The sequence below is a fragment of the Paraburkholderia sp. PGU19 genome (assembly GCF_013426915.1).
Classification (GTDB): domain Bacteria; phylum Pseudomonadota; class Gammaproteobacteria; order Burkholderiales; family Burkholderiaceae; genus Paraburkholderia.
In genome coordinates this window covers 2176508-2199487 of the sequence record NZ_AP023179.1, presented here as the reverse complement: position 1 = coordinate 2199487, position 22980 = coordinate 2176508, and the positions used below count along the sequence as shown (strand labels likewise).

General features: G+C 63.3%; 16 protein-coding genes, 2 tRNA genes and 1 pseudogene. 7 read left to right on the top strand and 12 right to left on the bottom strand.

The window, feature by feature from the left end; genetic code table 11:
• Window position 1: 1 nt before the first annotated feature.
• From H1204_RS10065 to H1204_RS10035, 7 genes are all read right to left on the bottom strand, one after another.
• Window positions 2–1324, bottom strand: a complete 1323-nt coding sequence (locus H1204_RS10065; RefSeq protein WP_180728184.1) for an acetyl-CoA C-acetyltransferase — start codon at window positions 1322–1324, stop codon at window positions 2–4.
• 142 nt (window positions 1325–1466) lie between these two features.
• Window positions 1467–2384, bottom strand: a complete 918-nt coding sequence (locus H1204_RS10060; RefSeq protein WP_180728183.1) for a MaoC/PaaZ C-terminal domain-containing protein — start codon at window positions 2382–2384, stop codon at window positions 1467–1469.
• Between the two features lie 5 nt (window positions 2385–2389).
• On the bottom strand, window positions 2390–3817 hold the full coding sequence (locus H1204_RS10055) for a 3-oxoacyl-ACP reductase (protein WP_180728182.1): 1428 nt from the start codon (window positions 3815–3817) through the stop codon (window positions 2390–2392).
• Window positions 3818–4004: 187 nt separating this feature from the next.
• On the bottom strand, window positions 4005–5318 hold the full coding sequence (locus tag H1204_RS10050) for a M60 family metallopeptidase (RefSeq protein WP_180728181.1): 1314 nt from the start codon (window positions 5316–5318) through the stop codon (window positions 4005–4007).
• Between the two features lie 124 nt (window positions 5319–5442).
• Window positions 5443–7941 (bottom strand): acyl-CoA dehydrogenase, encoded by a 2499-nt coding sequence (locus H1204_RS10045; RefSeq protein ID WP_180728180.1) that lies wholly within the window; start codon window positions 7939–7941, stop codon window positions 5443–5445.
• A gap of 230 nt (window positions 7942–8171) precedes the next feature.
• Window positions 8172–9107 carry a TetR/AcrR family transcriptional regulator gene (locus tag H1204_RS10040; RefSeq protein ID WP_180728179.1) on the bottom strand — a complete coding sequence of 312 codons (936 nt, stop codon included), beginning with the start codon at window positions 9105–9107 and terminating at the stop codon, window positions 8172–8174.
• Window positions 9108–9377: 270 nt separating this feature from the next.
• On the bottom strand, window positions 9378–10601 hold the full coding sequence (locus H1204_RS10035; RefSeq protein ID WP_180728178.1) for an MFS transporter: 1224 nt from the start codon (window positions 10599–10601) through the stop codon (window positions 9378–9380).
• A gap of 313 nt (window positions 10602–10914) precedes the next feature.
• Here H1204_RS10035 and H1204_RS10030 point away from each other — a divergent pair, with 313 nt between their 5' ends.
• On the top strand, window positions 10915–11436 hold the full coding sequence (locus tag H1204_RS10030; RefSeq protein WP_180728177.1) for a GNAT family N-acetyltransferase: 522 nt from the start codon (window positions 10915–10917) through the stop codon (window positions 11434–11436).
• Between the two features lie 144 nt (window positions 11437–11580).
• Here the strand turns inward: H1204_RS10030 and H1204_RS10025 are convergent.
• Window positions 11581–11667, bottom strand: a tRNA-Leu gene (locus H1204_RS10025).
• 223 nt (window positions 11668–11890) lie between these two features.
• A tRNA-Leu gene (locus H1204_RS10020) sits at window positions 11891–11977 on the bottom strand.
• Between the two features lie 416 nt (window positions 11978–12393).
• Between H1204_RS10020 and rnr the strand changes: the two genes are divergently transcribed.
• Entirely contained in the window at window positions 12394–14859 is a 2466-nt protein-coding gene (rnr, locus tag H1204_RS10015; protein WP_180728176.1) for a ribonuclease R, read from the top strand.
• 111 nt (window positions 14860–14970) lie between these two features.
• Window positions 14971–15714, top strand: coding sequence for a 23S rRNA (guanosine(2251)-2'-O)-methyltransferase RlmB (gene rlmB, locus H1204_RS10010; protein WP_180728175.1), 744 nt, complete (start codon window positions 14971–14973; stop codon window positions 15712–15714).
• A gap of 155 nt (window positions 15715–15869) precedes the next feature.
• Here the strand turns inward: rlmB and H1204_RS10005 are convergent, their stop codons facing one another.
• A complete protein-coding gene (locus tag H1204_RS10005; protein WP_180728174.1) occupies window positions 15870–16817 on the bottom strand; it encodes an IS110 family transposase in 948 nt (315 codons plus the stop codon).
• Window positions 16818–17696: 879 nt separating this feature from the next.
• On the opposite strand from H1204_RS10005, the gene H1204_RS10000 reads away from it, so the two are divergent.
• On the top strand, window positions 17697–18560 hold the full coding sequence (locus H1204_RS10000) for an N-acetylmuramoyl-L-alanine amidase (protein WP_180728173.1): 864 nt from the start codon (window positions 17697–17699) through the stop codon (window positions 18558–18560).
• A gap of 107 nt (window positions 18561–18667) precedes the next feature.
• Complete coding sequence (gene rpiA / locus H1204_RS09995) at window positions 18668–19363, top strand: ribose-5-phosphate isomerase RpiA (RefSeq protein WP_180728172.1); 696 nt, start codon at window positions 18668–18670, stop codon at window positions 19361–19363.
• Between the two features lie 308 nt (window positions 19364–19671).
• Here rpiA and H1204_RS09990 read toward each other — a convergent pair whose 3' ends face one another.
• Together H1204_RS09990 and H1204_RS09985 are read right to left on the bottom strand one after the other, a co-directional pair.
• Window positions 19672–19869 (bottom strand): hypothetical protein, encoded by a 198-nt coding sequence (locus tag H1204_RS09990; protein WP_180728171.1) that lies wholly within the window; start codon window positions 19867–19869, stop codon window positions 19672–19674.
• Between the two features lie 138 nt (window positions 19870–20007).
• A complete protein-coding gene (locus H1204_RS09985) occupies window positions 20008–20745 on the bottom strand; it encodes a Crp/Fnr family transcriptional regulator (protein ID WP_180728170.1) in 738 nt (245 codons plus the stop codon).
• A 979-nt stretch (window positions 20746–21724) separates the two neighbouring features.
• Here H1204_RS09985 and H1204_RS09980 point away from each other — a divergent pair.
• Both H1204_RS09980 and H1204_RS51250 read left to right on the top strand, forming a co-directional pair.
• Entirely contained in the window at window positions 21725–22261 is a 537-nt protein-coding gene (locus H1204_RS09980; RefSeq protein WP_180728169.1) for a GNAT family N-acetyltransferase, read from the top strand.
• Window positions 22262–22638: 377 nt separating this feature from the next.
• Window positions 22639–22940: pseudogene (locus H1204_RS51250) on the top strand (flavin reductase family protein); the annotation flags it as partial.
• Window positions 22941–22980: the final 40 nt, after the last annotated feature.

The window sequence follows — 22980 nt, the reverse complement described above, 5'->3', positions numbered from 1 at the left end:
TCTACCGTTCCAGAATCGCGACCACCCCCTGGCCGCCCGCCGCGCAGATCGAAATCAGCCCACGCGCGGTGCCCGCCGGCTTGTCGAGCTGCGCGAGCAGCTTCGCAAGTCCCGCGACGATCCGTCCGCCCGTGGCAGCGAACGGATGGCCTGTCGCGAGCGATCCGCCGTTCACGTTCATTTTCGCGCGATCGATCGTTCCCAGCGCGCCTTCGAGTCCCAGTTGCGTGCGGCAGTACTCATCGTCCTGCCAGGCGGCGAGCGTGCAGAGCACCTGCGCCGCGAACGCCTCGTGAATTTCGTAGAAGTCGAAATCCTGCAACGTCAGGCCCGCGCGTTTCAGCATGCGCGGCACGGCGTACGCCGGCGCCATCAGCAAACCCTCCCTTTTCTCGAAAAAATCGACGGCGGCCGTCTCGTGCCAGGTGAGCCACGCCAGCACGGGAAGGCCGTGCGCCGCCGCCCATTCCTCGCTGGCGAGCAGCACGGCCGATGCGCCATCCGTCAGCGGCGTCGAGTTGCCCGCCGTCATCGTGCCCGCGTCGCGGTCGAACACGGGTTTCAGCGTGGCCAGCTTGTCCAGCGTCAGATCGCTGCGCAGGTTGTTGTCGCGCGCGAGACCGCGAAACGGCGTCATCAGGTCGTTCAGAAAGCCGCTCGCGTACGCTTGCGTCAGCTTGCGGTGGCTATCGTAGGCGAGCACATCTTGTGCCTCGCGCGAAATGCCCCAGCGTTTGGCCATCAGCTCGCAGTGCTCGCCCATCGACAGCCCCGTGCGCGGCTCGCTGTTACGCGGCAAAAGCGGCTTGAAGAACATGCCGGGGCGCAGCTTCGCGAGCGCGCCGACGCGCTGTCCCGCCGACTTGCCGCGGTTCGCTTCGAGCAGGATCTTGCGCAGCCGTTCGTTGACGCCGATGGGCGCGTCCGAGGTCGTATCGGCGCCGCCCGCAATGCCCGCGTCGATCTGGCCGAGCGCGATCTTGTTGGCCACCAGAATCGCCGCTTCGAGGCCCGTGCCGCAAGCCTGCTGCACGTCGTAGGCGGGCGTTTCCTTCGCCAGCGTGGTCGACAGCACGGCTTCGCGCGTCAGGTTGTAGTCGCGCGAATGCTTGATGACCGCGCCCGCCGCAACGTCGCCGAGGCGCTCGCCATGCAGGTTGTAGCGGTCGATCAGACCTTGCAGCGTGAAAGTCAGCATGTCCTGGTTCGAGGCCGTCGCGTAGGCGGTGTTCGAGCGCGCGAACGGAATGCGGTTGCCGCCCAGTATCGCGACGCGGCGCGCGGTGGGCAGCGCTTGTAAGAACGTGTGTGACGAGTCAGGCATCAATCGGCTCCCGGGTCGTGCCCGTCTGTTGGGCGGATCGGATCGTGCATGCAGCGCCCGGCACCTGCTTGAAACGAATCAGGCCGGGTATTGATTCCAACGTCGGATGTATGTCGTGCAGCGCGGTGCGCACGGCACGGCGTCATTGCAGATTCCACTGGAAGCGGCCGCGCAGATGCGGCTTGCCGCCTTCGGGGTCGCGCACTTCGAATTCGCGCGCAGTGGGCGAGGGCGATGCCGTCCACAGCGACGCTTCGCCCGGCAGCAGCATCGGCAGCTTGAATTCGCCTGCGAGTGTTGCGTCGGCGAGGCGCTTGGGCGGCTGTAGCGCTGCCGCCGTGCGTGCGAGCGTCCACATGCCGTGCGCGATCGCGCGCGGAAAGCCGAACGCTTTTGCCGAGAGCATCGACAGATGGATGGGGTTGAAGTCACCCGATGCCTTCGCGTAGTCGCGGCCCAGTTGCGACGGCAGTTGCCAGCGCGCCGCGCGTACGAGCGCATCGCCCGCCGTCTCCAGCGGCGCGAGCGGGTCGCCGCTCGCCGCGACGCCGCGCTTCAGATACACGCTGTCGCCATCCCAGACGGCCTCGCCGCGCCGGTAGACGCGCGTCTGCAGCACGAACGCCTGGCCCTTGTCGTGGCGCAGGCGCGCGCCGAATTCGACTTCGACGCGCAAGGTGTCGTCGAACGAAAGCGGGCGGCGCATGTGCACGCTGTTCGCCAGGTGCACGATGCCGAGCGCGGACCACGGAAACGCCGGGTCCGTCAGCAACAGCAGATGCAGCGGAAACGCCAGCAGATGCGGAAACGTGAACGGAATGCCCTGCTCGGGGAAAAAGCCGCACACGCGCGCATAGCGCTCGATCGCGACGGAATCGAGCGACACGGCGGGGCGCACCAGCCGAAGCAGAGGCAGATCGGTGGGACGGTTGCGCTGGAAGCCCTTGACGACGCCCGTCAGCGCCCGCGCATACAGCTTCGCGGGTTTGGGCAGCTCCGGCAGCACGACCGTTTTCAGGCGCGGCGCGCCGAACATCGAGCTGGAGTCGTAGAACGACATGAGGGTCACGCTCCTATCAGGCTTTGCCCGCACACACGCACGACCTGGCCCGTCACGCCCGCCGAGCCAGGATGCGCAAGCCATGCGATGGTCTGCGCGACGTCGGCGGGCTGGCCGCCCTGGCTCATCGAATTCATCCGCCGGCCGGCTTCGCGCAGCGCGAGCGGTATCTTCGCGGTCATCTGCGTTTCGATGAAGCCTGGCGCGACCGCGTTGATGGTGATGAGCCGCGCGGCCAGATACGGCGCCATGCCCTGCACGCGGCCGATCACGCCCGCTTTCGATGCCGCGTAGTTGGTCTGCCCCATGTTTCCCGCGATGCCGCTGATCGACGATACACAGACAATGCGGCCGCCGTCGCGCAGCGTGCCCGCTTCGAGCAGCGCGTCGTCGATGCGCTCCTGCGCCGACAGATTGATGTCGATCACGCTGCGCCACGCCGCTTCCGTCATCTTCGCGATGGTTTTGTCTTTCGTGATGCCCGCGTTGTGCACGAACACGTCGACGCCCAACTCGTCAAGCGCGGCGGCGATCTGCGCGGGCGTCTCAGGCGCGGCGATGTCGAGCGCGAGCGCCGTGCCGCCGAGTTGGCGCAGGGTGGCGTCGAGCGCGTCGGTGGCGCTGGGAATGTCGATGCCGATCACGTGCGCGCCCTGGGCCGCGAGCACGTTCGCGATCGCCGCGCCGATGCCGCGCGCCGCGCCCGTCACGACGGCGCGCTGGCCGGCGAGCGGCTGGGTCCAGTCGAAGTCGGGGCCGAAGTGCTGCGCGATTCCGCCGGGCGCCGCGCCGATCCGCACGACCTGGGCCGAGACGTACGCCGAACGCGGCGACAAAAAGAAGCGCAAGGTCGATTCGATGCCGTTTTCGGCGCCTTGCGACACATAGATCAGATTCGCCGCGATGCCGCGCCGCGCTTCCTTGCCGAGCGAGCGTGTCACGCCTTCGAGCGCGCGTTGCGCCGTCCACTGGCGCGGACTCATGCACGTTTCGGGCGGGCGGCCGAGCACGACGATCCGGCCGCATTTGTCGAGCGAGCGCAGCGCGTCGTGAAAGAACGCGTAGAGTGACTCCAGTTGCGCGCTGCTTTCGATGCCGCTCGCATCGAACACAAGCGCCCGCACGCGCGCCTGCGAGCCGGGCGCGGGATCGGCGGGTTCGAAGCGGCCCGTCATCAGCCCGTGGCGGTTCGCGAGCGGCACCCAAAGGCCTGCGCTGGCATGCGCGACGCTCGTCATGCCGATACGCGCGACGACATCGGCGAGCGCGTCGAGCAGTTGCGGCGCCGGCCCCGCGCCGACGGCGACGATGCCGTCGAATTCCGGCGCATCGGCGCGGTAGCGGCGCAGTACCTCGGGCTTCGGCAAACCGAGCGAGCGCGCGACCCGCGCGCCCAGCGGCGAATTGACGAAGTTCAGGTAGGAATCGTTCACGTTATTGGCTCCTGGCCCCCGGACCGGCGGATGAACGACAGTGTGCACGGAGCGCGTGACTTGCCGCAAGTTGGGGGGCGGATTTGCCAGGGCGGGGTGTCTGCATGGGCTTGTTGCGGTGCGTTGCCCGGAGGCGATTCTGTCATGTGGCAGCCGCGCCGCAGCGGGAAGCGTCAGCCCTGGCCGGTCAGGTTTCAATCGCGCGCACGGGAAGGCGCAGCGCGGCGATCTTGCCGTAGGCGTCCGCGCTGGCCCGCAAGCCCCATTTTTCGAAGAACGGACGCAGGTCGTTGCCGGATACCGTGCCCATCGCCACCACGAACTGGTCGACCTTTTCCGCCTCCGATACGTCGTAAGGCAGAGGATGTTCGCGGTAATACCTGAACAGCCGGGTGAAGAGATCCCAGCCGTAGGCGCGCTTCAGCTGATCGAACATCACGAGCCGCGCGAACGTCAGTTCCTGGTATTGGCCGTCCGGGTCCGATACGTAGTTGCGCGACGCGCGGGCCAGATAATCGCGCGCCCGCTCGCGGGGCGTGATGCCGTCATATTCGGGCTCGTCCAGCCGGTTGGGCTCGCCCATCTTTTCCTGCACATACAGCGAGAACAGATTGACTGAGACTTCGGCCAGCGTCTCCCATGTCCAGGAGTCCTGCTGGTGTGTATGTCCGACCTCATGCCAGATAGCCCATTCACTGCGCAGACGCGCCGGGTCGGTCAGATCCGTCGTGTTGCCCGCGAACATGCCGATGAATTGATCGGTGGCGTACATGTAGATCCCCTTCCTTTCCTTGGGCGAGGTGCGGAAGTCGACCACGAAGTGCTCGCGCAGCGGCGTGCGCGCGTCGGTCGGTTTTGTGTCGTCGAATCCTGCCAGCGCATCCTGCATCGCCAGCACCTGCCCGATGTTCGCCAGAGTGGCCGATGGATCGGCGATGGGATCGCGCCGGAACACGCCGCGTGGCAACGTGATCATGCTGTGCTGGTCGACGAGCTGAACGAACGGCGCGTCCGCGTAGTTGTCCAGTTGCGCCCGCCAGTCGTCCAGGGTCGTGTGGCCTTGCACGAAAAGGGGCAACGGCTTGCCATCCGCAATCGATACATCGACTTCAGTCGACATGGCGGGCTTGCCGCCCGGCGAGGTGATCCTGATGAATAGCGGACCGTTCTGCCTGACGACGAAGCGGTTGTTACCGTTGCGCAGTGGCGCCGCCTGCTGACCCGGCGACTTTCCGTACATAGGGCGGAAGCCGACCATTGCGCTCGCACGATACGCATTTGGCATGCCGCTGATGTTCACGCGCACGGTCTCGCCCTTGCGCACGTAGCGACCCGTGGGTTGCTGATCCGACAGCTCCATGATGGTGTTCATGCGTTTCATCTCGGCTTCGGCCGAAGGTAGCGGCGTGAATGAATAGCGTCCCGACCGGTTGTCGAGATTGGCAGCGGACGCCGCAGAGGCGATAAAGGCAAGGCCGACAAGTGTTGGAATCCTTAGCATATGTATGTCCCTTCGTCGAGTTGTTGTGAGGGAATGCTAACGGATTCGCAACGAACGCAGGGCGTTTGCCGGCCACCGTCCTTAAGCAGCTATCAAACGATGCGTAGCGAATCGAGTCGATGCGTCATGCGGCCAGTTCCATCGCCTTGTCGAGCGCCTCCTTGCGACGTTGCAGATCGGCGAGCAGGCCGAAGTCGGCGGGAAAATCGTCGACCTTCACGACTTCTGCGCCATAGCGCGCGTAGTCGTCGAGCACCTTGCGCTCGTCTTCGTCGATCAGCCCACGCTGTTGCGCCGCTTCCGTCCATTCGGCGAGATCGGCGAGGCTTTGCGGAATCGGTTCGATACGGCCGCGTTTGATGGCTTCGCGCAAGCGCTGTTCTAGATGCGCGACCTGCGGCGTCAGTGCGAATGCCAGTTCGCCGTAACCGATCGCGTCGACGCCGGCGTGCGGCACGTACGAATCCGCAAGCAGCCGGTCGCGTGTGTCGCCCGGCGTCTGCATCAGATCCGCGATCGCGCTGCCGAGCGCATCGGACGGCGCGCGATGCGGCAGGCCGAACGGAAACGCGAGCACCCGCACGAGGCCCGCGGCGAAGCGGTTCGGATAGTTTTGCAGCACGCCGTCGAGGGCGATTTGCGCGCGATACAGCGCATCTTCGACACCCCATTGCACGAGCGCGAGATCGCTGCCATGACGGCCTTCGTCTTCGAAGCGCTTGAGCGTCGCGGAGATCAGATAGAGCTGCGACAGCACGTCGCCCAGGCGCGCCGAGATACGCTCGCGCCGCTTCAGCTCGCCGCCGAGCACGAGCATCGACACGTCGGCGAGCAGCGCGAAGACCGTCGAAAAGCGCGTCGCCGCGCGGTAGTAGCGCGCAAGCGGCGCGTGCGCGCGCTGCGGCTTCGCGATCAGCACGCCGCGCGTCACGCCGTGCACGAAGCTGCGCACCGCGTTCGACAGCGTGAAGCTCATATGCCCGAAGAATGCGTCGTCGAAATCGCGCAGCGCTTTTGCACGGTCGGGTTCGCGCGTCGCGGCCATTTCCTTGAGCACGTACGGATGGCAGCGGATCGCCCCTTGGCCGAAGATGATCAGGCAGCGCGTGAGGATATTCGCGCCTTCGACGGTGATCGAAATGGGCACCTGCTGATACGCGCGCGCGAGAAAGTTCGACGGCCCCATGCAGATGCCTTTGCCCGCGACGACATCCATGCCATCGTCGATCACTTCGCGGTTGCGCTCGGTGATGTGATACTTCGAGATCGCCGAAATCACCGACGGCTTTTCGCCGAGATCGACGGCCTGCGCGGACAGGCGGCGCGCGGCATCCATCACGTAGAGGTTGCCGCCCATCCGCCCGAGCGCTTCCTGCACGCCCTCGAACTTGCCGATCGCCGTGCGGAACTGGCGCCGCACGGCCGCATACGCGCCGACCCCGCGCACCGCGAGCTTCGACATGCCCACGTTCGACGACGGCAGCGAAATCGCGCGGCCCGCCGCGAGACATTCCATCAGCATGCGCCAGCCGTTGCCGACCTGCGCGCGTCCGCCGATCACCCAGTCGAGCGGAATGAACACGTCGTTGCCCCAGTTCGGGCCGTTCTGGAACACGGCATTGAGCGGCCAGTGACGGCGGCCGATGTTCACGCCCGGGTGGCGGGTCGGAATCAGCGCGCAGGTGATGCCCGGTTCGTCATCGCTGCCGAGCAGATGGTCGGGATCGAGCGCGCGGAACGCGAGGCCGAGCACCGTCGCAATGGGCCCGAGCGTGATGTAGCGCTTGTTCCACGTGACGCGAAAGCCGAGCGTCTCGCGCCCTTCGAACGACCCTTTGCAGACAATGCCGATATCGGGAATCGCCGCCGCGTCGGAGCCTGCGTACGGGCTCGTCAGCGCGAAGCAGGGGATCTCGTCGCCGCGCGCGAGACGCGGCAGATAGTGATTCTTCTGCGCGTCGGTGCCGTAGTGCAGCAGCAGTTCGGCGGGGCCGAGCGAGTTAGGCACCATCACGGAGACGGCGGCCGCCGAGCAGCGCGTCGCGAGCTTCATGATGACCTGCGAATGCGCGTAGGCGCCGAAGCCTTTGCCGCCGTACTGCTTCGGGATGATCATCCCGAGAAAGCCTTTGTCCTTGACGAACTGCCACGCTTGCGGCGACAGGTCCTGCCAGATGGCCGTGGTTTCCCAGTCGTTCGCGAGGTCGCAGAGTTGCTCGCACTCGTTGTCCAGAAACGCCTGTTCCTCGACCGACAGCTTGACCGGGCCATAGCCGAGCAGCGTGTCCCAATGCGGGCGTCCGGAGAAGAGCGAGGCGTCCCACCAGACGGTGCCCGCTTCGATCGCGTCGCGCTCGGTCGGCGACATGTCGGGCAGGATCTTGCGGAACAGGTCGAGCACCCGCGCGCTGAGCCACGCGCGACGCAGCGGTTTGAGCGTCAGCACCAGCGCGGGAAGGACGAACACGATTGAGAGCAGGATCGCCGCCGTCGCACCGGCTGCGCGCGTCAGGAAGGCAGCGGCGACCCACAGGACGAGGAATGCGAGCCACCGCGAGGCCCGCGCCTGCACATAGACGAGCGCCGCAGCAGCGACGATCAGCGCAACGATGAACCACGTCATGGCGATCCCTCCATTTCGATTTTTCAGGGCGAGCGCGGCTTGCGATGCACGGCCGGCTCGCGATGTATTCGAGTTGTCTGGTGCGGGGCGAGCGCCCGCTCTTATCCGTCGCAGCCAGTGTGCCCGCCGCACCGAGCGGCGCGTCTAATGCGGTTCAGCACAGGCGTGGTGTCGTTTGATTTGAAGCGCAGGCACCTGTGATGATGCCTGCGCGTTTGCCGCAGCGGGCGTCAGCCGTGCGTCGCGTAGTGCGTGCCGTAATCCCGCGTGTCGGCCTGGCGGTCCGCTTGCGCTGCTTGCGCCGATTGCGCGAACGATCCCGGGGCGGGGCGGTGCACTGCGTCCGTCGATGGGTGCTGTTGCAGTGCTTGCGGCGTCGATTGTGTCTGCTGTTCCGATGCCGATGCCGGCTGTGATCCTGCCTCCGCCGCCTGCCGAACCGCATCGCACGCGATGTCGGCGCTGCCTGCATCGCCGAGCACGGAGGCGAACACGGCTAGCTGGCTCGCATCAGGCAGCGGCGCTTTCAGCGCGGACACGATCAGCGACGCGAGCCGCGCAATCAGCTGCAGATCGTTCATCGATTTCCCTTGCGAGAACTCGTTGATCAGGCTGTCGGTGTCGGCGCCCGCCAGCACGCCGGAGAGCGCGCCGATCGCGAAGTGCAGCCGCCAGCCGAGTTCCTCGCGCGGCAGATGCGGCAGCGCGCGCTGGAACGCATCGAAAAAGCGCACGGCCACGGACGCGTAGTGCGCATTCAGGAAATCGCGGATGAACGGCGACGGATCGGTGTACGCGCGGCCCAGCAGCCGCAGGAACGCCTTGCCGCCGATCCGCGTGTCGCGCGAGACGCGCAGCGCCGGAATGAACATTGCGCCCAGCACGTGCTCGCAGGTCAGGCGCGTGCCGAGCATCGCGTCGAAGCGGTCGAGCAGCTTGACGCGCTCCTGGTTCAGCAGATCGAGGCGGCGCGACAGCATCGCGTGCATCAGCGCTTCCTTGCTGCCGAAGTGGTAGTTGACGGCGGCCAGATTGACCTCCGCCTTCGACGTGATCTGCCGCAGCGACATCGCTTCATAACCGCATTCGATGAAGAGCGTCTCGGCGGCATCGAGGATGCGCGATTTCGTGTCGCCGGCGTGGCGGCTCGTCGTCCGTGTTGTCATGTTGTGTCTCCCTATGCCGGCTCTCACCGGCCTAAACAATCGATTCAAATTGGAATTTGAAACGTGCGTTCTTTTTCAGGATAAGAATGCAGTCGGTGATCGGGCAAGAGGCGAGTGTCGATAAACCCCTCTAAAAGTGTCCGACCGCGCGTGCCCTCGCCGACGACGCGGACAAAAAAGGCCGCTCCGAAACGAATCGGAGCGGCCTCGTATCTGCTGCATTGGCCCGGGCGCCGTGGCGCCCTTATGTTGGATGTGCGGTGCGTGCGCTCAGTGTACCGTCGCCGCGACCTGTTCGGCAGATTGTGTCATATCTATGCCGCGGCGTTCGCGGCTGAACAGAATAAAGACGGCGATCACGACGGCCACGATGCCGATCACCGTCGCCATCACGGTCGCGTAGTCGTTGCCGTGCGCTTCGGCGATGCCCGCCTGGAGCGGCCCGTTCACCGATGCGATCAGGTTGCCCAGCTGATACACGAGGCCGGGGAACGTCGCGCGAATTTCATCCGGCGAGATTTCGTTCAGATGCACGGGAATCACGCCCCATGCGCCTTGCACCGAAATCTGCATCAGGAATGCGCCCGCTGCGAGCAGCACGGGCGTCGACGAGAACGCCCACAGCGGCAGCACGGGCAGCGCAATCAGCGCGGCGATGCAGATGGCGCGCTTGCGGCCGATCTTCTCCGACAGCGCGCCGAAGAACAGGCCCCCGCAGATCGCGCCGATGTTCAGCACGATCGTGATCCATTGCACGGTATGCGCGTCGTGGTTGTGCTGCACGCGCAGGAAGGTCGGATACAGATCCTGTGAGCCGTGCGAGAAGAAGTTGAACGCCGTCATCAGGATGATCGCGTAGACGGACAGCTTCCAGTTCTGCTTGAGCGTGGCCACGAGGCCGGGGCGGGTCTTCTTTTCGAGCGTCTTGAACGCGGGCGATTCGGGCACGTGCGCGCGGATGTACAGCACGAGCAGCGCGGGCAGCACGCCAACGAAGAACATGCCGCGCCAGCCGATGTACTGGTACAGCTGGCCGAAGACGAGCCCTGCGAGCAGATAGCCGCTCGGGTAGCCCGCCTGCAGCAGGCCGGAGACGAAGCCGCGCGCTTTGGGCGGCACGGTTTCCATCGTCAGCGCGCCGCCGACGCCCCATTCGCCGCCCATCGCGATGCCGAACAGGGCGCGCAGCACGAGCAGGGTAGTGAGATTCGGCGAGAGGCCGGACAACAGCTCCAGCAGCGAAAAGCACGCGATGTTGACCATCAGCGTGGGACGGCGGCCGAATTTGTCGGCGAGGTAGCCGAAGATGAGCGCGCCGACGGGCCGCATCATCAAGGTCATCATGATGGCGAAGGAAACCGATTTGATATCGGTGCCGAATTCGCTTGCGATATCTTTCAGGACGAAAACCATTAGAAAGAAATCGAATGCGTCGAGAGTCCAGCCTAAATATGCCGCGATCGTGACGTTTCTCTGTTCCCGAGTCCAGCTCATTTCAATTGTTCTCCTGTCGATCGGAGTTGGCGCTTTAGCGCTTACTCTGATTTCATCCAACCTGGTTGCGGTCTCCAATAGTTCGTGCCATTCAATAAGCGGTGAAAGGCCTGGGATGGCACGGCGTGCCCCGTAGCTGAAGGCTTCGACGAGTGTACGCCGACCATTAAGCGGTGCATGAAACAAGCCGGCTTTGTCAATCCTAATCCCTAGATAATCGTTTTCGGAATTAGCAATAATGTCTGGTGAATGTAATTAATGTATTGATTTTGATTGAATGTGATTTGTGATTCGTAATTTACGGGAATATCAATTGCTGCCTTCTTTCGCTTCGAAGCGGCTGGCTTTAAAGCCGCGCACGCTAGCCGATCTAGATGGCTGCATCGCGATGGATCGTGATCCTGAGGTCACGCGGCATGTCGAGGGTCCGTGGCATGAGCGGGATGCGCATCGGCGGTTTGTCGTGGATTGCATCACCCGCGTGTATCCGGATGGACTCGGCTACTGGTCGATTGTCGAGCACAGCGCGCCCGCGCGTTTTGTCGGCTGGGTGCTGCTGATTCCGGTAGACACGCACGGGCTGGAGGTCGAGATCGGCTGGCGCCTCGTGCGCGAAGCGTGGGGCAGAGGCATCGCCAGTGAGGCGGCCCGGATCGTGGTCGCGCATGCGTTTGACACGGTTGGGCTGGAGTCGGTGGTTGCGGGTATCGCCGAGGGCCATGTCGCTTCGCAGCGCGTCGCGCAGAAGCTGGGGATGAAGCGGGAGGGGAATGTGGACGGATATGTCCGGTTGAGGCTCGCGCGCGCTGACTTGAGCAGCCGTCGTTCAAGCTGATGCGATGATCGTACAGTGTGAACACGCAAGTTCATTGAACACACAGGTCGTTCCGCTAAAGATCGAGTCCGCGTGAGACCGACCAAAAACAAAAAACCCCGCAGGCTTATCGCTTTGCGGGGTGATTTGTTTAGCTTAAGAGAGTGGTGCCCAGGAGAGGACTCGAACCTCCACGGTGTTGCCACCGCTAGGACCTGAACCTAGTGCGTCTACCAATTCCGCCACCTGGGCACGTCTCAAGCTAGACCGCTATTTTAACGAGAAGAATCTGCGTGTCAATCGGTATTTTGAAAGCGCTTCATCTTTTCGTCAGGTTGTTCGCGCATCAAATGACTCGACGATCAACCGTTACTGCAACTTCCTGCATTGCTTCCTCACGATCGTAAAGCCACCGCGAAGCGCTATGCACTCACAACAATGAAAAACCGCACGAAGGCGGCTTTTCATTTGAATCTGGTGCCCAAGAGAGGACTCGAACCTCCACGGTGTTGCCACCGCTAGGACCTGAACCTAGTGCGTCTACCAATTTCGCCACCTGGGCAAGGTGCGTTTGAAGCAGAGGCAGCGATTATAGCGTCTCGAATAAGCGTGTCAAGCGTTTCGCGAAAACATTCGCATGACGGCTGCAACGCACGCGCACGCGCACCGCGTGCGTCGCGCAATCGCCCGCCGGGCGGCGCGTAGCGGGCGAGACGGGTGTTAGAATCGCCGCAGTAGCAGGCTGGCGCCGGGCATCCGTCCATGGTCCGTATGACGCGGACGGCGGAGTCTCAGTCGAGGCCTCGCTCAGGGCCGCATTCGCGGCCAAACGGTTGTCGACGGTCAGAGAGCAGTCGCAGTCAACGAAGTCATCGCAGTCATCGCAGTCACAAGAGCAGCAGTTGCAGTTCAAGTTCAGTTAGAGCAGCGTCACCATCCGCCGACGTCCACGCAACGAGAACAATCATCGACAAGCCCTTGAGCAAATATCCGTATCCGATTCCAAGCCGCGAAGAAATCCTCGGCGTGCTGCGCACGAGTGAAACGCCGCTTGCAGCGAACGACATCGCCGAAGCACTGTCGATCAAGCGCCAGGAGCGCGAAGGGTTTTTCAAGCGCCTTGCCGCGATGGAGCGTGATGGCCAGATCAGACTCGATCAGCGCGGCCATTATCAGCTGACTCATCCGTCGAACTTCGTCGCGGGCCGCGTGCAGGGCCATCGCGACGGCTACGGTTTTCTGATCCGCGACGACGGCCAGGACGACCTGTTCCTGCCGACGGGCGAAATGCAGAAGGTCATGCACAACGACCGGGTGCTGGCGCGCATCGTCGGCTATGACCGGCGCGGGCGCCCCGAAGGCCACATCGTCGAGGTGACGGACCGCGCGAACAAACGCGTGATCGGGCGCCTCCTGAACGAGAACGGCGCGCTGATCGTCGCGCCCGAAGAAAAGCGCATCGGCCACGACATCCTGATCACGCAGAACACGAAGAAGGCGAAGGTGGGGCAGGTGGTGGTCGTCGAACTGACCGACTTCCCGAGCCGCCATTCGCAGCCGCTGGGGCGCGTCGTCGAGGTGCTCGGCGACATCGACGATCCCGGCATGGAAATCGAAATCGCGGTGCGCAAATACGGCGTGCCGCACGAGTTCAGCCAGGCGGCGCTCGACGCCGCCGCGAAGCTGCCCGACGAAGTGCGGCCTGTCGATATGAAGCACCGCGTCGATCTGCGCGACGTGCCGCTCGTCACGATCGACGGCGAAGATGCGCGCGACTTCGACGACGCCGTCTATTGTGAGCCGGTGAAAGTGGGGCGCGGCGACGGCTTCCGGCTGATCGTCGCGATTGCCGACGTGTCGCATTACGTGCTGCCCGACGGCGGCCTCGATGTCGATGCGATCGAGCGCAGCACGTCGGTGTATTTCCCGCGCCGCGTGATCCCCATGCTGCCGGAAAAGCTGTCGAACGGACTGTGTTCGCTCAATCCGAACGTGGACCGCTGCGTGCTCGTGTGCGACATGGTCATCACCGCGCGCGGCGAGATCAAGGCATACCAGTTCTATCCGGGCGTCATGCATTCGGCCGCGCGTCTCACGTACACGGAAGTCGCGGCCGTGCTGACCAACACGAAGGGCCCGGAAGCGACGCGCCGCGCCGCTTTGCTGCCGCAACTGCAGAACCTGTATGGCGTCTACAAGTCGCTCTTCGCCGCGCGCCAGAAGCGTGGTGCGATCGACTTCGATACGACGGAGACGTATATCGTCTGCAATGCGCAGGGCAAGATCGAGCAGATCGTGCCGCGTCATCGCAACGACGCGCACAAGCTGATCGAGGAATGCATGCTGGCCGCGAACGTGTGCGCGGCCGACTTCATGAAGCGCAACAAGCATCCGGGCCTATACCGCGTGCACGCGGGGCCGACGGCGGAGCGCCTCGAAAACCTGCGCACGTTCCTGCGCGGCATGGGCCTGACGCTCGGCGGCGGCGACACGCCGCATGCAAGCGACTACGCCGCGCTGATGGCGCACATTCGCGACCGTCCCGACGCGCAGATGCTGCAGACCATGTTGCTTCGCTCGATGCAGCAGGCCGTCTACAGCCCGGACAATATCGGCCACTTCGGTCTCGCGTATGAAGCGTACGCGCACTTCACGAGCCCGATTCGCCGCTATCCCGACCTGCTGACGCACCGCGCGATCTACGCGATCCTGCAGGGCCGCAAGTACGAGCCGCAGGCACCGCACGGCGTCGAGCTGAACACGGCGCTGTCGCCGCGTGCCCGCGCGTTGCAGGCGGAAGACGAGAAGCGCGGTAATCGCCCCGACCGCGGCCGTCCGAACACGGCGATCTGGGAAGAACTCGGCCTGCATTGCTCGGCGAACGAGCGCCGCGCGGACGAAGCATCGCGCGACGTCGAGGCGTGGCTCAAGTGCTATTTCATGCGCGACAAGCTCGGCGAAGAGTATGGCGGCATGGTGAGCGGCGTGACGTCGTTCGGCATCTTCGTGCAACTCGATGCGCTCTTTATCGAAGGGCTCGTGCACGTGACGGAACTCGGCTCGGACTACTTTCAGTACGACGAGATCAAGAACGAGCTGCGCGGCGAGCGCACGGGCATCCGTTATCGTTTGTCGGATCGCGTGCGGGTGCAGGTGAGCCGCGTCGATCTCGACGCGCGCAAGATCGATTTCCGTCTGGTGCGCGACACGCCCGTGAAGTCGCAGTCGCATCGCGGGAACCCGGTGGACAAGGCGAGCGATCTCGGCGGCCCGCGTGTGCGTTCCATCGACCGCGCGGCACAGGTCGACGGCGCGCGGCGCAAGAAAGCTGCGCCTGCGCAGACAGCGGCCGTGAAGGAAGCGCGCACGGCGCGCAAGGCGGCGGCGTCGAAGAAGCGCGCGGCGTCGAAGTCGACCGCGAAGCCGGTCCACAAGAAGCGTTGATTCTGTATTAACGCCGCGCGCGCTTCATGCGTGCGCGCCGCTCTCATCGGGCGCGCCCTGACTGGTCCGATTGATTCGGTCAGGCACGCTCATTCAAAGGTTGTTCTAGTCATGTCACGTCTCAAGGTTCTCTACGGTTTTCATGCGGTGACGGCACGCTTGCGTCATGATTCATCGACGGTCGAAGAAATCTATTACGACCAGAGCCGCCGCGATCGCCGGATGAACGAGTTTCTGGCCGTGGCGAAAGAAGCGGGAGTCCGCCTGATTGCCGCTGACGAGACGCGGCTGTGGGGGCTTGCGCATACGGAGCGGCACCAGGGCGTAGTGGCGCGCGCGGGCGATCTGCCTTTGGCGCAGAACCTTGCCGAGTTGCTCGATGGTGTTCAGGGACCGGCGTTGTTGCTGGTGCTTGATGGGATTACGGATCCGCACAATCTTGGCGCGTGTTTGCGGGTTGCCGATGCGGCCGGTGCGCATGCTGTAATTGCGCCGCGTGATCGGGCTGTGGGTTTGAATGCCACGGCGGCGAAGGTGGCCAGCGGTGCGGCTGATACGGTGCCGTACATTACCGTGACGAATCTCGCTCGGGCGTTGCGGGAGTTGAAGGATGCAGGGGTTTGGGTCGTCGGCACTGCTGGTGAGGCGACAGCGTCGGTATATGAGACGAAGCTCGATGGGCCTGTTGCGATTGTTATGGGTGCCGAAGGCGAGGGGATGCGGAGGCTTACCCGCGATACGTGTGATGAGGTGATGAATATTCCAATGGCTGGGTCTGTGGAAAGCCTCAATGTTTCTGTTGCCTCAGGGGTTTGTCTGTTTGAAGCCGTGCGGCAGAGGGGTGTTAAGAAGTAGGTTTTTTGTCTGCGACGCTTGGGGCTTTGTGGCGCGTTTTTTTGGGGCCTTTTCGCTGGCATCCGCGCTTTGTTATCGTGCTTCAAGCGTTGCCCCTGTGCGGAGCGGCACCTACTTTTCTTTGCCGCCGCAAAGAAAAGCAACCGTATTGGAAGTCAAGCGATTGAACCGTCCCACGGTGTCAGATTGCGCACCATGGCATTGAGCATGATGAGCAGTTTGCGCATGTAGGCGGTGAGCGCGACCTTGGAAGGCTTGCCAGCCTTTTTCAGTCGATCATAGAACGCACGCACGACGGGATTGAAGCGCAGCGCGGGGACGCAGGCCATGTACAGCGCGCGTCGCACGATGGCGCGGCCGCCGTGGATGTGGCGCTTGCCGGTGTGGTTGCCACTGTCGGCATTGAACGGTGCCACACCAGCGAGAGCGGCGATCTCACGCCGCGAGAGCGAGCCGAGTTCAGGCATGAAGCCGATCAGCGTGGCCGCGGCCGTGGGGCCGATACCGGGCACCGAGCGCAGCAGGTCCTCCTTTTGCCGCCAGGCAGGGGACGTGCGCAGGAAGCCATCAATGTCACGTTCAGCGACATCGAGCTGCTGTTCGAGCCATTTGATATGGTCGCGCAGGCTCTCACGTGCTGCATGATGGGCCCGCTTGAGGCGATTTTTCTCGGCGGTGAGCATGTCGATGAGCTGCAGGCGGCGCATCACCAGGGCCTGCTGCTGCTCGGTCTGTTCATCGTCGAGCGGTCGCACGACGGGCCCGACAGCCTGGCCGAAATGCGCGATGACGAGCGCGTCGATGCGGTCGGTCTTGGCGCGCCGGCCGGTGGCGCGGGCGAAATCGCGCACCTGTCGGGGATTGACAGTGACGGCAGGCAGGCGAGCCTGGCAGAGCGCCTTGAGCACGGCCAGCTCGAGCTTGCCGGTGGCCTCCATGACGATGAGCGCGGGCCTGAGCGCGCTCAGGCGCACGACGAGCTGATCGATGGCGTCGGCGTCATTGGCGACGCGGAAGGTTTCATCGGTGGGATGAATGGCAACATCGAGGAAGGCGCTGCTGACATCGATGCCGACATACGGGGAAGAAGCGGTATTGTTCATCACGGTACCCATACTTGGGGAGATTCGAGCTCGGAGGCTCAGTCAACTGTTCGGGTTAAGGGATGAAGGAAAGGCGCTCCGGGCTTTTCTTCGGGCTCGAGACCCGTTAGGCTTGAAACGAACTACCTGTCCCTGCGGCACTGAGTGATCAGCCCGGCGCCACCGGAAACAATATACAAGTAGGCAACAGAAAGCGGCTAACACCGCCAGTTCTTGTTCCTGCGTGAGGCCCCCAAACGGTCCCACGCTTCACGCGGCAACGTATCTGTTCGCGTTCGTTGCCAACGCTTCGAACAGGCGCATCACCCGCTTCAGACACCCACACAAGGGCAAGCGGCAGCGAATGGTTTGTGCCGCCCAGGTGGCAAACTGTGTGTAGGTTGTCGCACAGCACAGGTTAGTGCTCTTACCAGAAACACCAACCTTGTTTCCCAGTCTGGAGTGATGCGCGTATGGCGCGAAAGCCGACACACAGGTTGCCACCTGGGCGGCGGCGGAATGTCTGGCACGGCGTGCTGCGACGCGGGTGCATGAAGCGGGTGAGGCGCTCATTCAGCGCGTTGGCAACGCACGCGAACAAGGACGCTGCCGTATGAAGTGTGGGACCGTTTGGGGGCCCTCAGGCAAACACAAGGATTGGCGGTGTTAGCCGTTTTCTTTTGCCTACTTTTCTTCGCGGCGGCGGCAAAGAAAAGTAGGTGCCGCCCCGCACAGGGGCAACGCATGCATAGGTAAGGCATATCGCGGATGCCAGCGAAGAAAAGAGCCCGCACAGCGAAGGCAACCCGCGAATGCCATCACCAACGACAGTGAACCCAGGAAAAAATGGCCAACCGAAAGCGCCAGCGCCAGTCCCACCAACAGCGAAAAAAATCCGCGATGCTGGCACCGCTCACGCTAGCAGCGGCACTGCTAACAACAGCCTGCACAACAACAAAAACAACCCTCACCGACCACACAACCTACTACACAGACGAATCCCGCGAAGCGCAATACAAGGACACCCGCATCCGCTTCCTCGTGATGCACTACACCGAAATCGACGAAAACCAGTCTCTGATCGTGCTGACGCAGGAACAGGTCAGCGCCCACTACGTCGTCCCAGATCATCCAAAAGAAAAAAACGGCGAGCCAATCATCTGGCAACTGGTACCCGAATCACAACGCGCCTGGCACGCAGGCGTCAGCTATTGGCAAGGCACGACGGAACTGAACGCCGCATCGATCGGCATCGAGAACGTGAACCTCGGTCCAATCGACACAACGCAAGGCCGCACCTGGCAGCCCTATCCGCCGGAGCAGCTCGACGCGATGATCCGCCTCGCGAAAGACATCGTCGCCCGCTATAAGATCCCGCCGACGCGCGTCGTCGGTCACAGCGACATCGCTCCGCAACGCAAGATCGATCCGGGCCCGCTCTTTCCGTGGAAGCAGCTCTACGACGCAGGCGTCGGCGCATGGCCCGATGACGCAACAGTCGCGAAAGACCTCGCGGGCCGCGACCCGCGCACACCCACCGACGTCCGCGCGCTTCAACGAAAGCTCGCCCGCTACGGCTACGAGACCGCAACCGACGGCGTCCTCGATGACAAAACGCGCCGCGTGTTCGCCGCGTTCCAGATGCATTTCCGTCCCGGCGATTACTCGGGCAACCCGGATGCGCAAACGGATGCGATCGCGCAAGCGCTGCTCGACAAATACATGCCGGCCGCCCCGCTGGAACCCGCACGGCCCACGCCATGAACGTACCGCGCGCGGCATGCCCGCGCTCAACATGCGCAATAAATCCAGCTCTATGCCCCGACTCCGGTAAACTTGCATTTTTCCGCTTGCCCTGGCATTTCCCCATCATGACTCAAGACCAACTCAAGCAACTGGTCGGCCGCGCCGCCGCCAACTACGTGATCGCGAACGTACCCGAAGGCGCGTTGATCGGCGTCGGCACCGGCTCGACGGCCAACTGTTTCATCGACGCGCTCGCCGCGCACAACTCGCGCTATCGCGGCGCTGTGTCCAGCTCGGTCGCGACGACGGCGCGCCTGCAATCGCACGGCATTCAGGTATTCGATCTGAACGACGTCGAATCACTGCCCGTCTACGTCGACGGCGCCGATGAAATCGATCACGGTGGCGCGATGATCAAAGGCGGTGGCGGCGCGCTCACGCGCGAGAAAATCGTCGCGTCGGTGTCGGAGAAGTTCGTCTGCATCGCCGACGCGAGCAAGGTCGTCGACGTGCTCGGCCAGTTCCCGCTCCCCATCGAAGTCGTGCCGATGGCGCGCACGGCTATCGGCCGACGCGTGACGGCGCTCGGTGGCGTGCCCGTCGTGCGCGTGACGAAGGACGGCTCTCCGTTCATCACCGACAACGGCAACGAAATCCTCGACGTCAAGGGTCTGCGCATCAGCGATCCGCGTACAGTCGAAGCGCACATCAACGCGTGGCCGGGCGTCGTGACGGTCGGCCTGTTCGCGACGCGCGGCGCGGACCTGTGCCTGCTCGGCACGGACAAGGGCGTTGAAACGATCGACTACTCACGCAGCTAATCACACCGCAATTCAAGCCTCAAAACGAACGCGCCGCCTCGCATGGTGCAAGGCGGCGCGTTTTGTTTTGCAGCACGCAATGTAGCGCAACGCTTGCAGGACGCACTGGATCGCAAGCAGCATGATTCGATTGTGCGTCCAGTGAGCGTGGCAAGCGCTTGCGTGGATGCGTGTGAACAGGTGATGCCCTTGTCGGCGACGAGTCTGCACAGCCGTTTGATGATCGTCAGCTGCGCGCGGCCTAAGTGATCGCGCGTGAAGCGGCGCGTTTTTCGAAACATCCCACACGCGTGCATTGCGCGCGAGCTTCACGCGCACGCCGAGCGCTTCGAGACGTCCGCGGAATGCGCCATCGGAGTGCAGCAGCACTTCGCCGCGCGATGCGCACGCCTGCACGAGCAGCAGCAGAACTCCGCGCCGCCGGGTTCGCCGCTTTGATCGACGAACAGCACGCTGCGCGGATCGGCGCTTGCTTCGTCGACGGCGACGCGAGCGCGCATTGACATGCGATCAGCAGCCGTTCGGTATCGGTGAGACCGGTCGGCGGCGAACAGCGCATTCAGTGCGCGTTCAGCGCGCCTGCGATGACGAATAGCGCATCCAGGCCGCGTGCGACGCTTTTGATACGGAACCCACCAACCTCTTCAGTTCACCGCTTCGGCTTGATGCAGGCACCGCGGCAGCAGACGGTCGAACTCGCGCTTCACTAGGCCATAGCATTCGCAGGCGCGGGCTTCGAGGCCCTTGCGGTCGAGCACCTTGATATGGCCGCGGCTGTGATGGATCAGGCCTTCATCATGCAGCTTGCCGGCCGCTTCCGTGATGCCTTCGCGGCGCACGCCGAGCATATCGGCGATCAGCTGTTGCGTGACGGTCAGATCGTTCGAGGCGACGCGGTCCACTTCGATCAGCAGCCAGCGGCACAGCTGCTTGCTGAGCGAGTGATGGCGGTTGCATGCAGCCGTCTGCGCGACCTGCGTGAGCAGTGCGTGCATGTAGAGGAGCATGAGCCGGCGCAGCAGATCCGAGCGTTGCAGCTGCTGGCGCAGCGCCTGTGCGCTGATGCGGTAAGCGAAGCCTGAGCATTGCACCTGCACGCGGTTCGGCATGGTTTCACCGCCCGTGAGGATGGGCACGCCCGTCATGCCTTCGCGGCCTACCGCGGCAATCTCGACCGAGCCGCCGTCTTCCATCGTGGAGAGCAGCGAGATGATCGCACTCGTCGGGAAATACACGTGATGAATGCGCTGCCCGGAGTCGCACAGCAATTGCTCCGAGCGAAGATGAACGAGCTCAAGATGAGGGACGAGCGCCTGCCACTCATGGGGCGGCAGGGAGCCCAGCAAATGGTTGCCGTGCAGATCGGATTGAAGGGTCAACATGATCGGTCCTCGCATGAAGCCCGCGCATTGTGCGCATGGCTGTTTTTGTCCGTCTCTGCGTCGTTGGTTGTTCCGCCTGGCAAGCGGCGATACGCAGGGTCGGCCCCGTCCGGCTTTCCCACGCCTTCACGATTCCGATTCGTGGGGGCGCTGTTGCCGTGCGCTACCTTTAGCGACAACCATGCCAATAACCCCGATAGCAAGCACCCATGCGGGCTTGCCTCGCGACGCCTGGTTTGAGAAATGGCAAAACGCGCAGTTTTGTTTCAAATATGCAAAACGGCTTTTTTTGCGCTGTGCGACGGATTCTTCATTAAATACGATCTGCAAGTCGTTGATCAGATTGAAGTTTGAATAAGAAACTCGATGCGCGGGAGTGGCCCGTCAACGGCGCAGTACACGCCAAAAGTGTGTCACATAGACGTTTCGACGACTCGCCAGAATTGATTCAGATATGTTGCATGGCTTGAGTACGCTGCCGCACGGACGCGTGCTTTGGCGACGCGATTTCGTTGCTTGCGCAGTGAGTGTGTTCGACGCGCGCCAACATCACAGGGCCGGGTGTTTGCGCGAAGCCGCCCTTGCAAACAAGGGCAATCCGGCTGTTTCGGCGCAAGCGCGGCGTATCGGCCGTACAAGGCGGGCGCGGTGCTGTTGATTCCATGCGCTCCGCCATTTGGCGTCAAGCCTGTAACACGCCCGGCGAGCGGAGTTAGCGCAATCGTTTGACGTCGACCGTGCAGCAGACGGAACAGCGTCGTGTCGAGCGCAGAGCGCGCGCCCTCTGGTCCATGTGAATGGCGCGCGGCGCCGGCGTGACGGCTCGCTTCAGTGATCGTATTTGACGTATCCGGATGCTGGAGCGTCGGTGCGATTCCGCACGGAAATACGGAGGTCCTAGAAGTAATGTGTCGTCGTAACAAAGGGATCACGCTCGTCGCACTGTGCTCACCTGACCATAAGCCATAGGGGAAACGTGATGAACTGGAAGACGCTGGAGTTCGACCAACTCAGCGCGCGCGAGCTGTACCTGATCATGCGGGCGCGCAGCGCTGTGTTCGTCGTCGAACAATGGCACATCCATCTCGACGCGGACGGTCACGATGAAGGCGCGCTGCATCTGTTCGCCGCCGAGGACATGACCCGGCAGATGCCGATTCTCGCGTACGCGCGTATCCAGCCGGGCGACAGCGAAGACCCCGACGTGGTGATCGACAAGATCCTGACGAGTCCGGCCCGGCGCAGCGATGGCACAGCGCTTGCGCTGATCGAGCGCGCGCTGCATAACATCTGCAAGCGTTGGCCGGGACGCGCAGTCCGTGTGACGGCGCAGGTCGGGTTGCGCGCCTTCTACGAGCAGTTCGGCTTCAGGAAGACGGATGGTCCGTTTCTTAATCACGGCACGCCGTACATCGGGCTCAGATGGCAGCCGCGCACGGGCAGCCAAAGTCTGTTCGCCGCGCAGTGGCGCGAGCGTGAAGACGCGACACCCATCAACACGTTCGAGCTTCAATGACTGCGGAAGCGCGTCTTCCGCAGGGGCGGCTGCCGCGCACCGCCGCTGATGCTCGTGATGTCGGCGCTGCTCTGTCTCATCTATTCGATTGCGATGCCCGACGGCGGCAGCCGCATGCGGATCATCGCGATCGTGCTGCTAGCGTGCGGGTAATGTGTGCGGCGCGGCATCGTGAGCGGCTCTGTGTGTGCACGCACAGAACGGCAGCATAAAAGTCTGATTGAATGGCTGCATCGTGATGGCATGTTCGAGTCGAGGCATGCAGCGGACGCAAGAAAGACATAAACGTAAGGGATGGCGAATGAATGCGCGGACACCCGTCAGTGAAATCGATGTGAAGCCCATGCCGTGCGCCTTCAATGAACAACGCTTTCGAATTGATGGACGACACACACTTCAGCGTAAGTGTTTTGTCGAACGAGCAGGAACCGCATTGCCGTCATTTCGCGGGCGAACCGTAAACATGGCTGGCACCCAGTTTTTCCGCCGCGGATGGGCTGCCGGGCGTGAGGCTGCTAGAGAGGGCAGTGGCACGCTTTGCAGCCCGTATCGTCGACCGTCATCCGTGCGGCGACCACAGGTTGTTCATAGGAGTGGAGTATTGGTCTTTTCGCTCGAGCAGGCGTTGCCGATGTTCTTCGGCGGACGCTACGCTTGCGTGGCGGCGGACCGTTGTTGACGGAGGGATACGACGATCTAGGCGAATCGGAGCCGCGCGA

Bases quoted from the DNA above. Each gene is read 5' to 3' on its own strand.
- H1204_RS09985 (WP_180728170.1), bottom strand. From the start codon at position 20,745: ATGTTGACCCTTCAATCCGATCTGCACGGCAACCATTTGCTGGGCTCC.
- H1204_RS10060 (WP_180728183.1), bottom strand. From the start codon at position 2,384: ATGTCGTTCTACGACTCCAGCTCGATGTTCGGCGCGCCGCGCCTGAAA.
- H1204_RS10035 (WP_180728178.1), bottom strand. From the start codon at position 10,601: ATGAGCTGGACTCGGGAACAGAGAAACGTCACGATCGCGGCATATTTA.
- H1204_RS10045 (WP_180728180.1), bottom strand. From the start codon at position 7,941: ATGACGTGGTTCATCGTTGCGCTGATCGTCGCTGCTGCGGCGCTCGTC.
- H1204_RS10005 (WP_180728174.1), bottom strand. From the start codon at position 16,817: ATGAACAATACCGCTTCTTCCCCGTATGTCGGCATCGATGTCAGCAGC.
- H1204_RS10050 (WP_180728181.1), bottom strand. From the start codon at position 5,318: ATGCTAAGGATTCCAACACTTGTCGGCCTTGCCTTTATCGCCTCTGCG.
- H1204_RS10000 (WP_180728173.1), top strand. From the start codon at position 17,697: ATGCTGGCACCGCTCACGCTAGCAGCGGCACTGCTAACAACAGCCTGC.
- H1204_RS09980 (WP_180728169.1), top strand. From the start codon at position 21,725: ATGAACTGGAAGACGCTGGAGTTCGACCAACTCAGCGCGCGCGAGCTG.
- rpiA (WP_180728172.1), top strand. From the start codon at position 18,668: ATGACTCAAGACCAACTCAAGCAACTGGTCGGCCGCGCCGCCGCCAAC.
- rlmB (WP_180728175.1), top strand. From the start codon at position 14,971: ATGTCACGTCTCAAGGTTCTCTACGGTTTTCATGCGGTGACGGCACGC.
- H1204_RS10065 (WP_180728184.1), bottom strand. From the start codon at position 1,324: ATGCCTGACTCGTCACACACGTTCTTACAAGCGCTGCCCACCGCGCGC.
- H1204_RS09990 (WP_180728171.1), bottom strand. From the start codon at position 19,869: ATGTCAATGCGCGCTCGCGTCGCCGTCGACGAAGCAAGCGCCGATCCG.
- H1204_RS10040 (WP_180728179.1), bottom strand. From the start codon at position 9,107: ATGACAACACGGACGACGAGCCGCCACGCCGGCGACACGAAATCGCGC.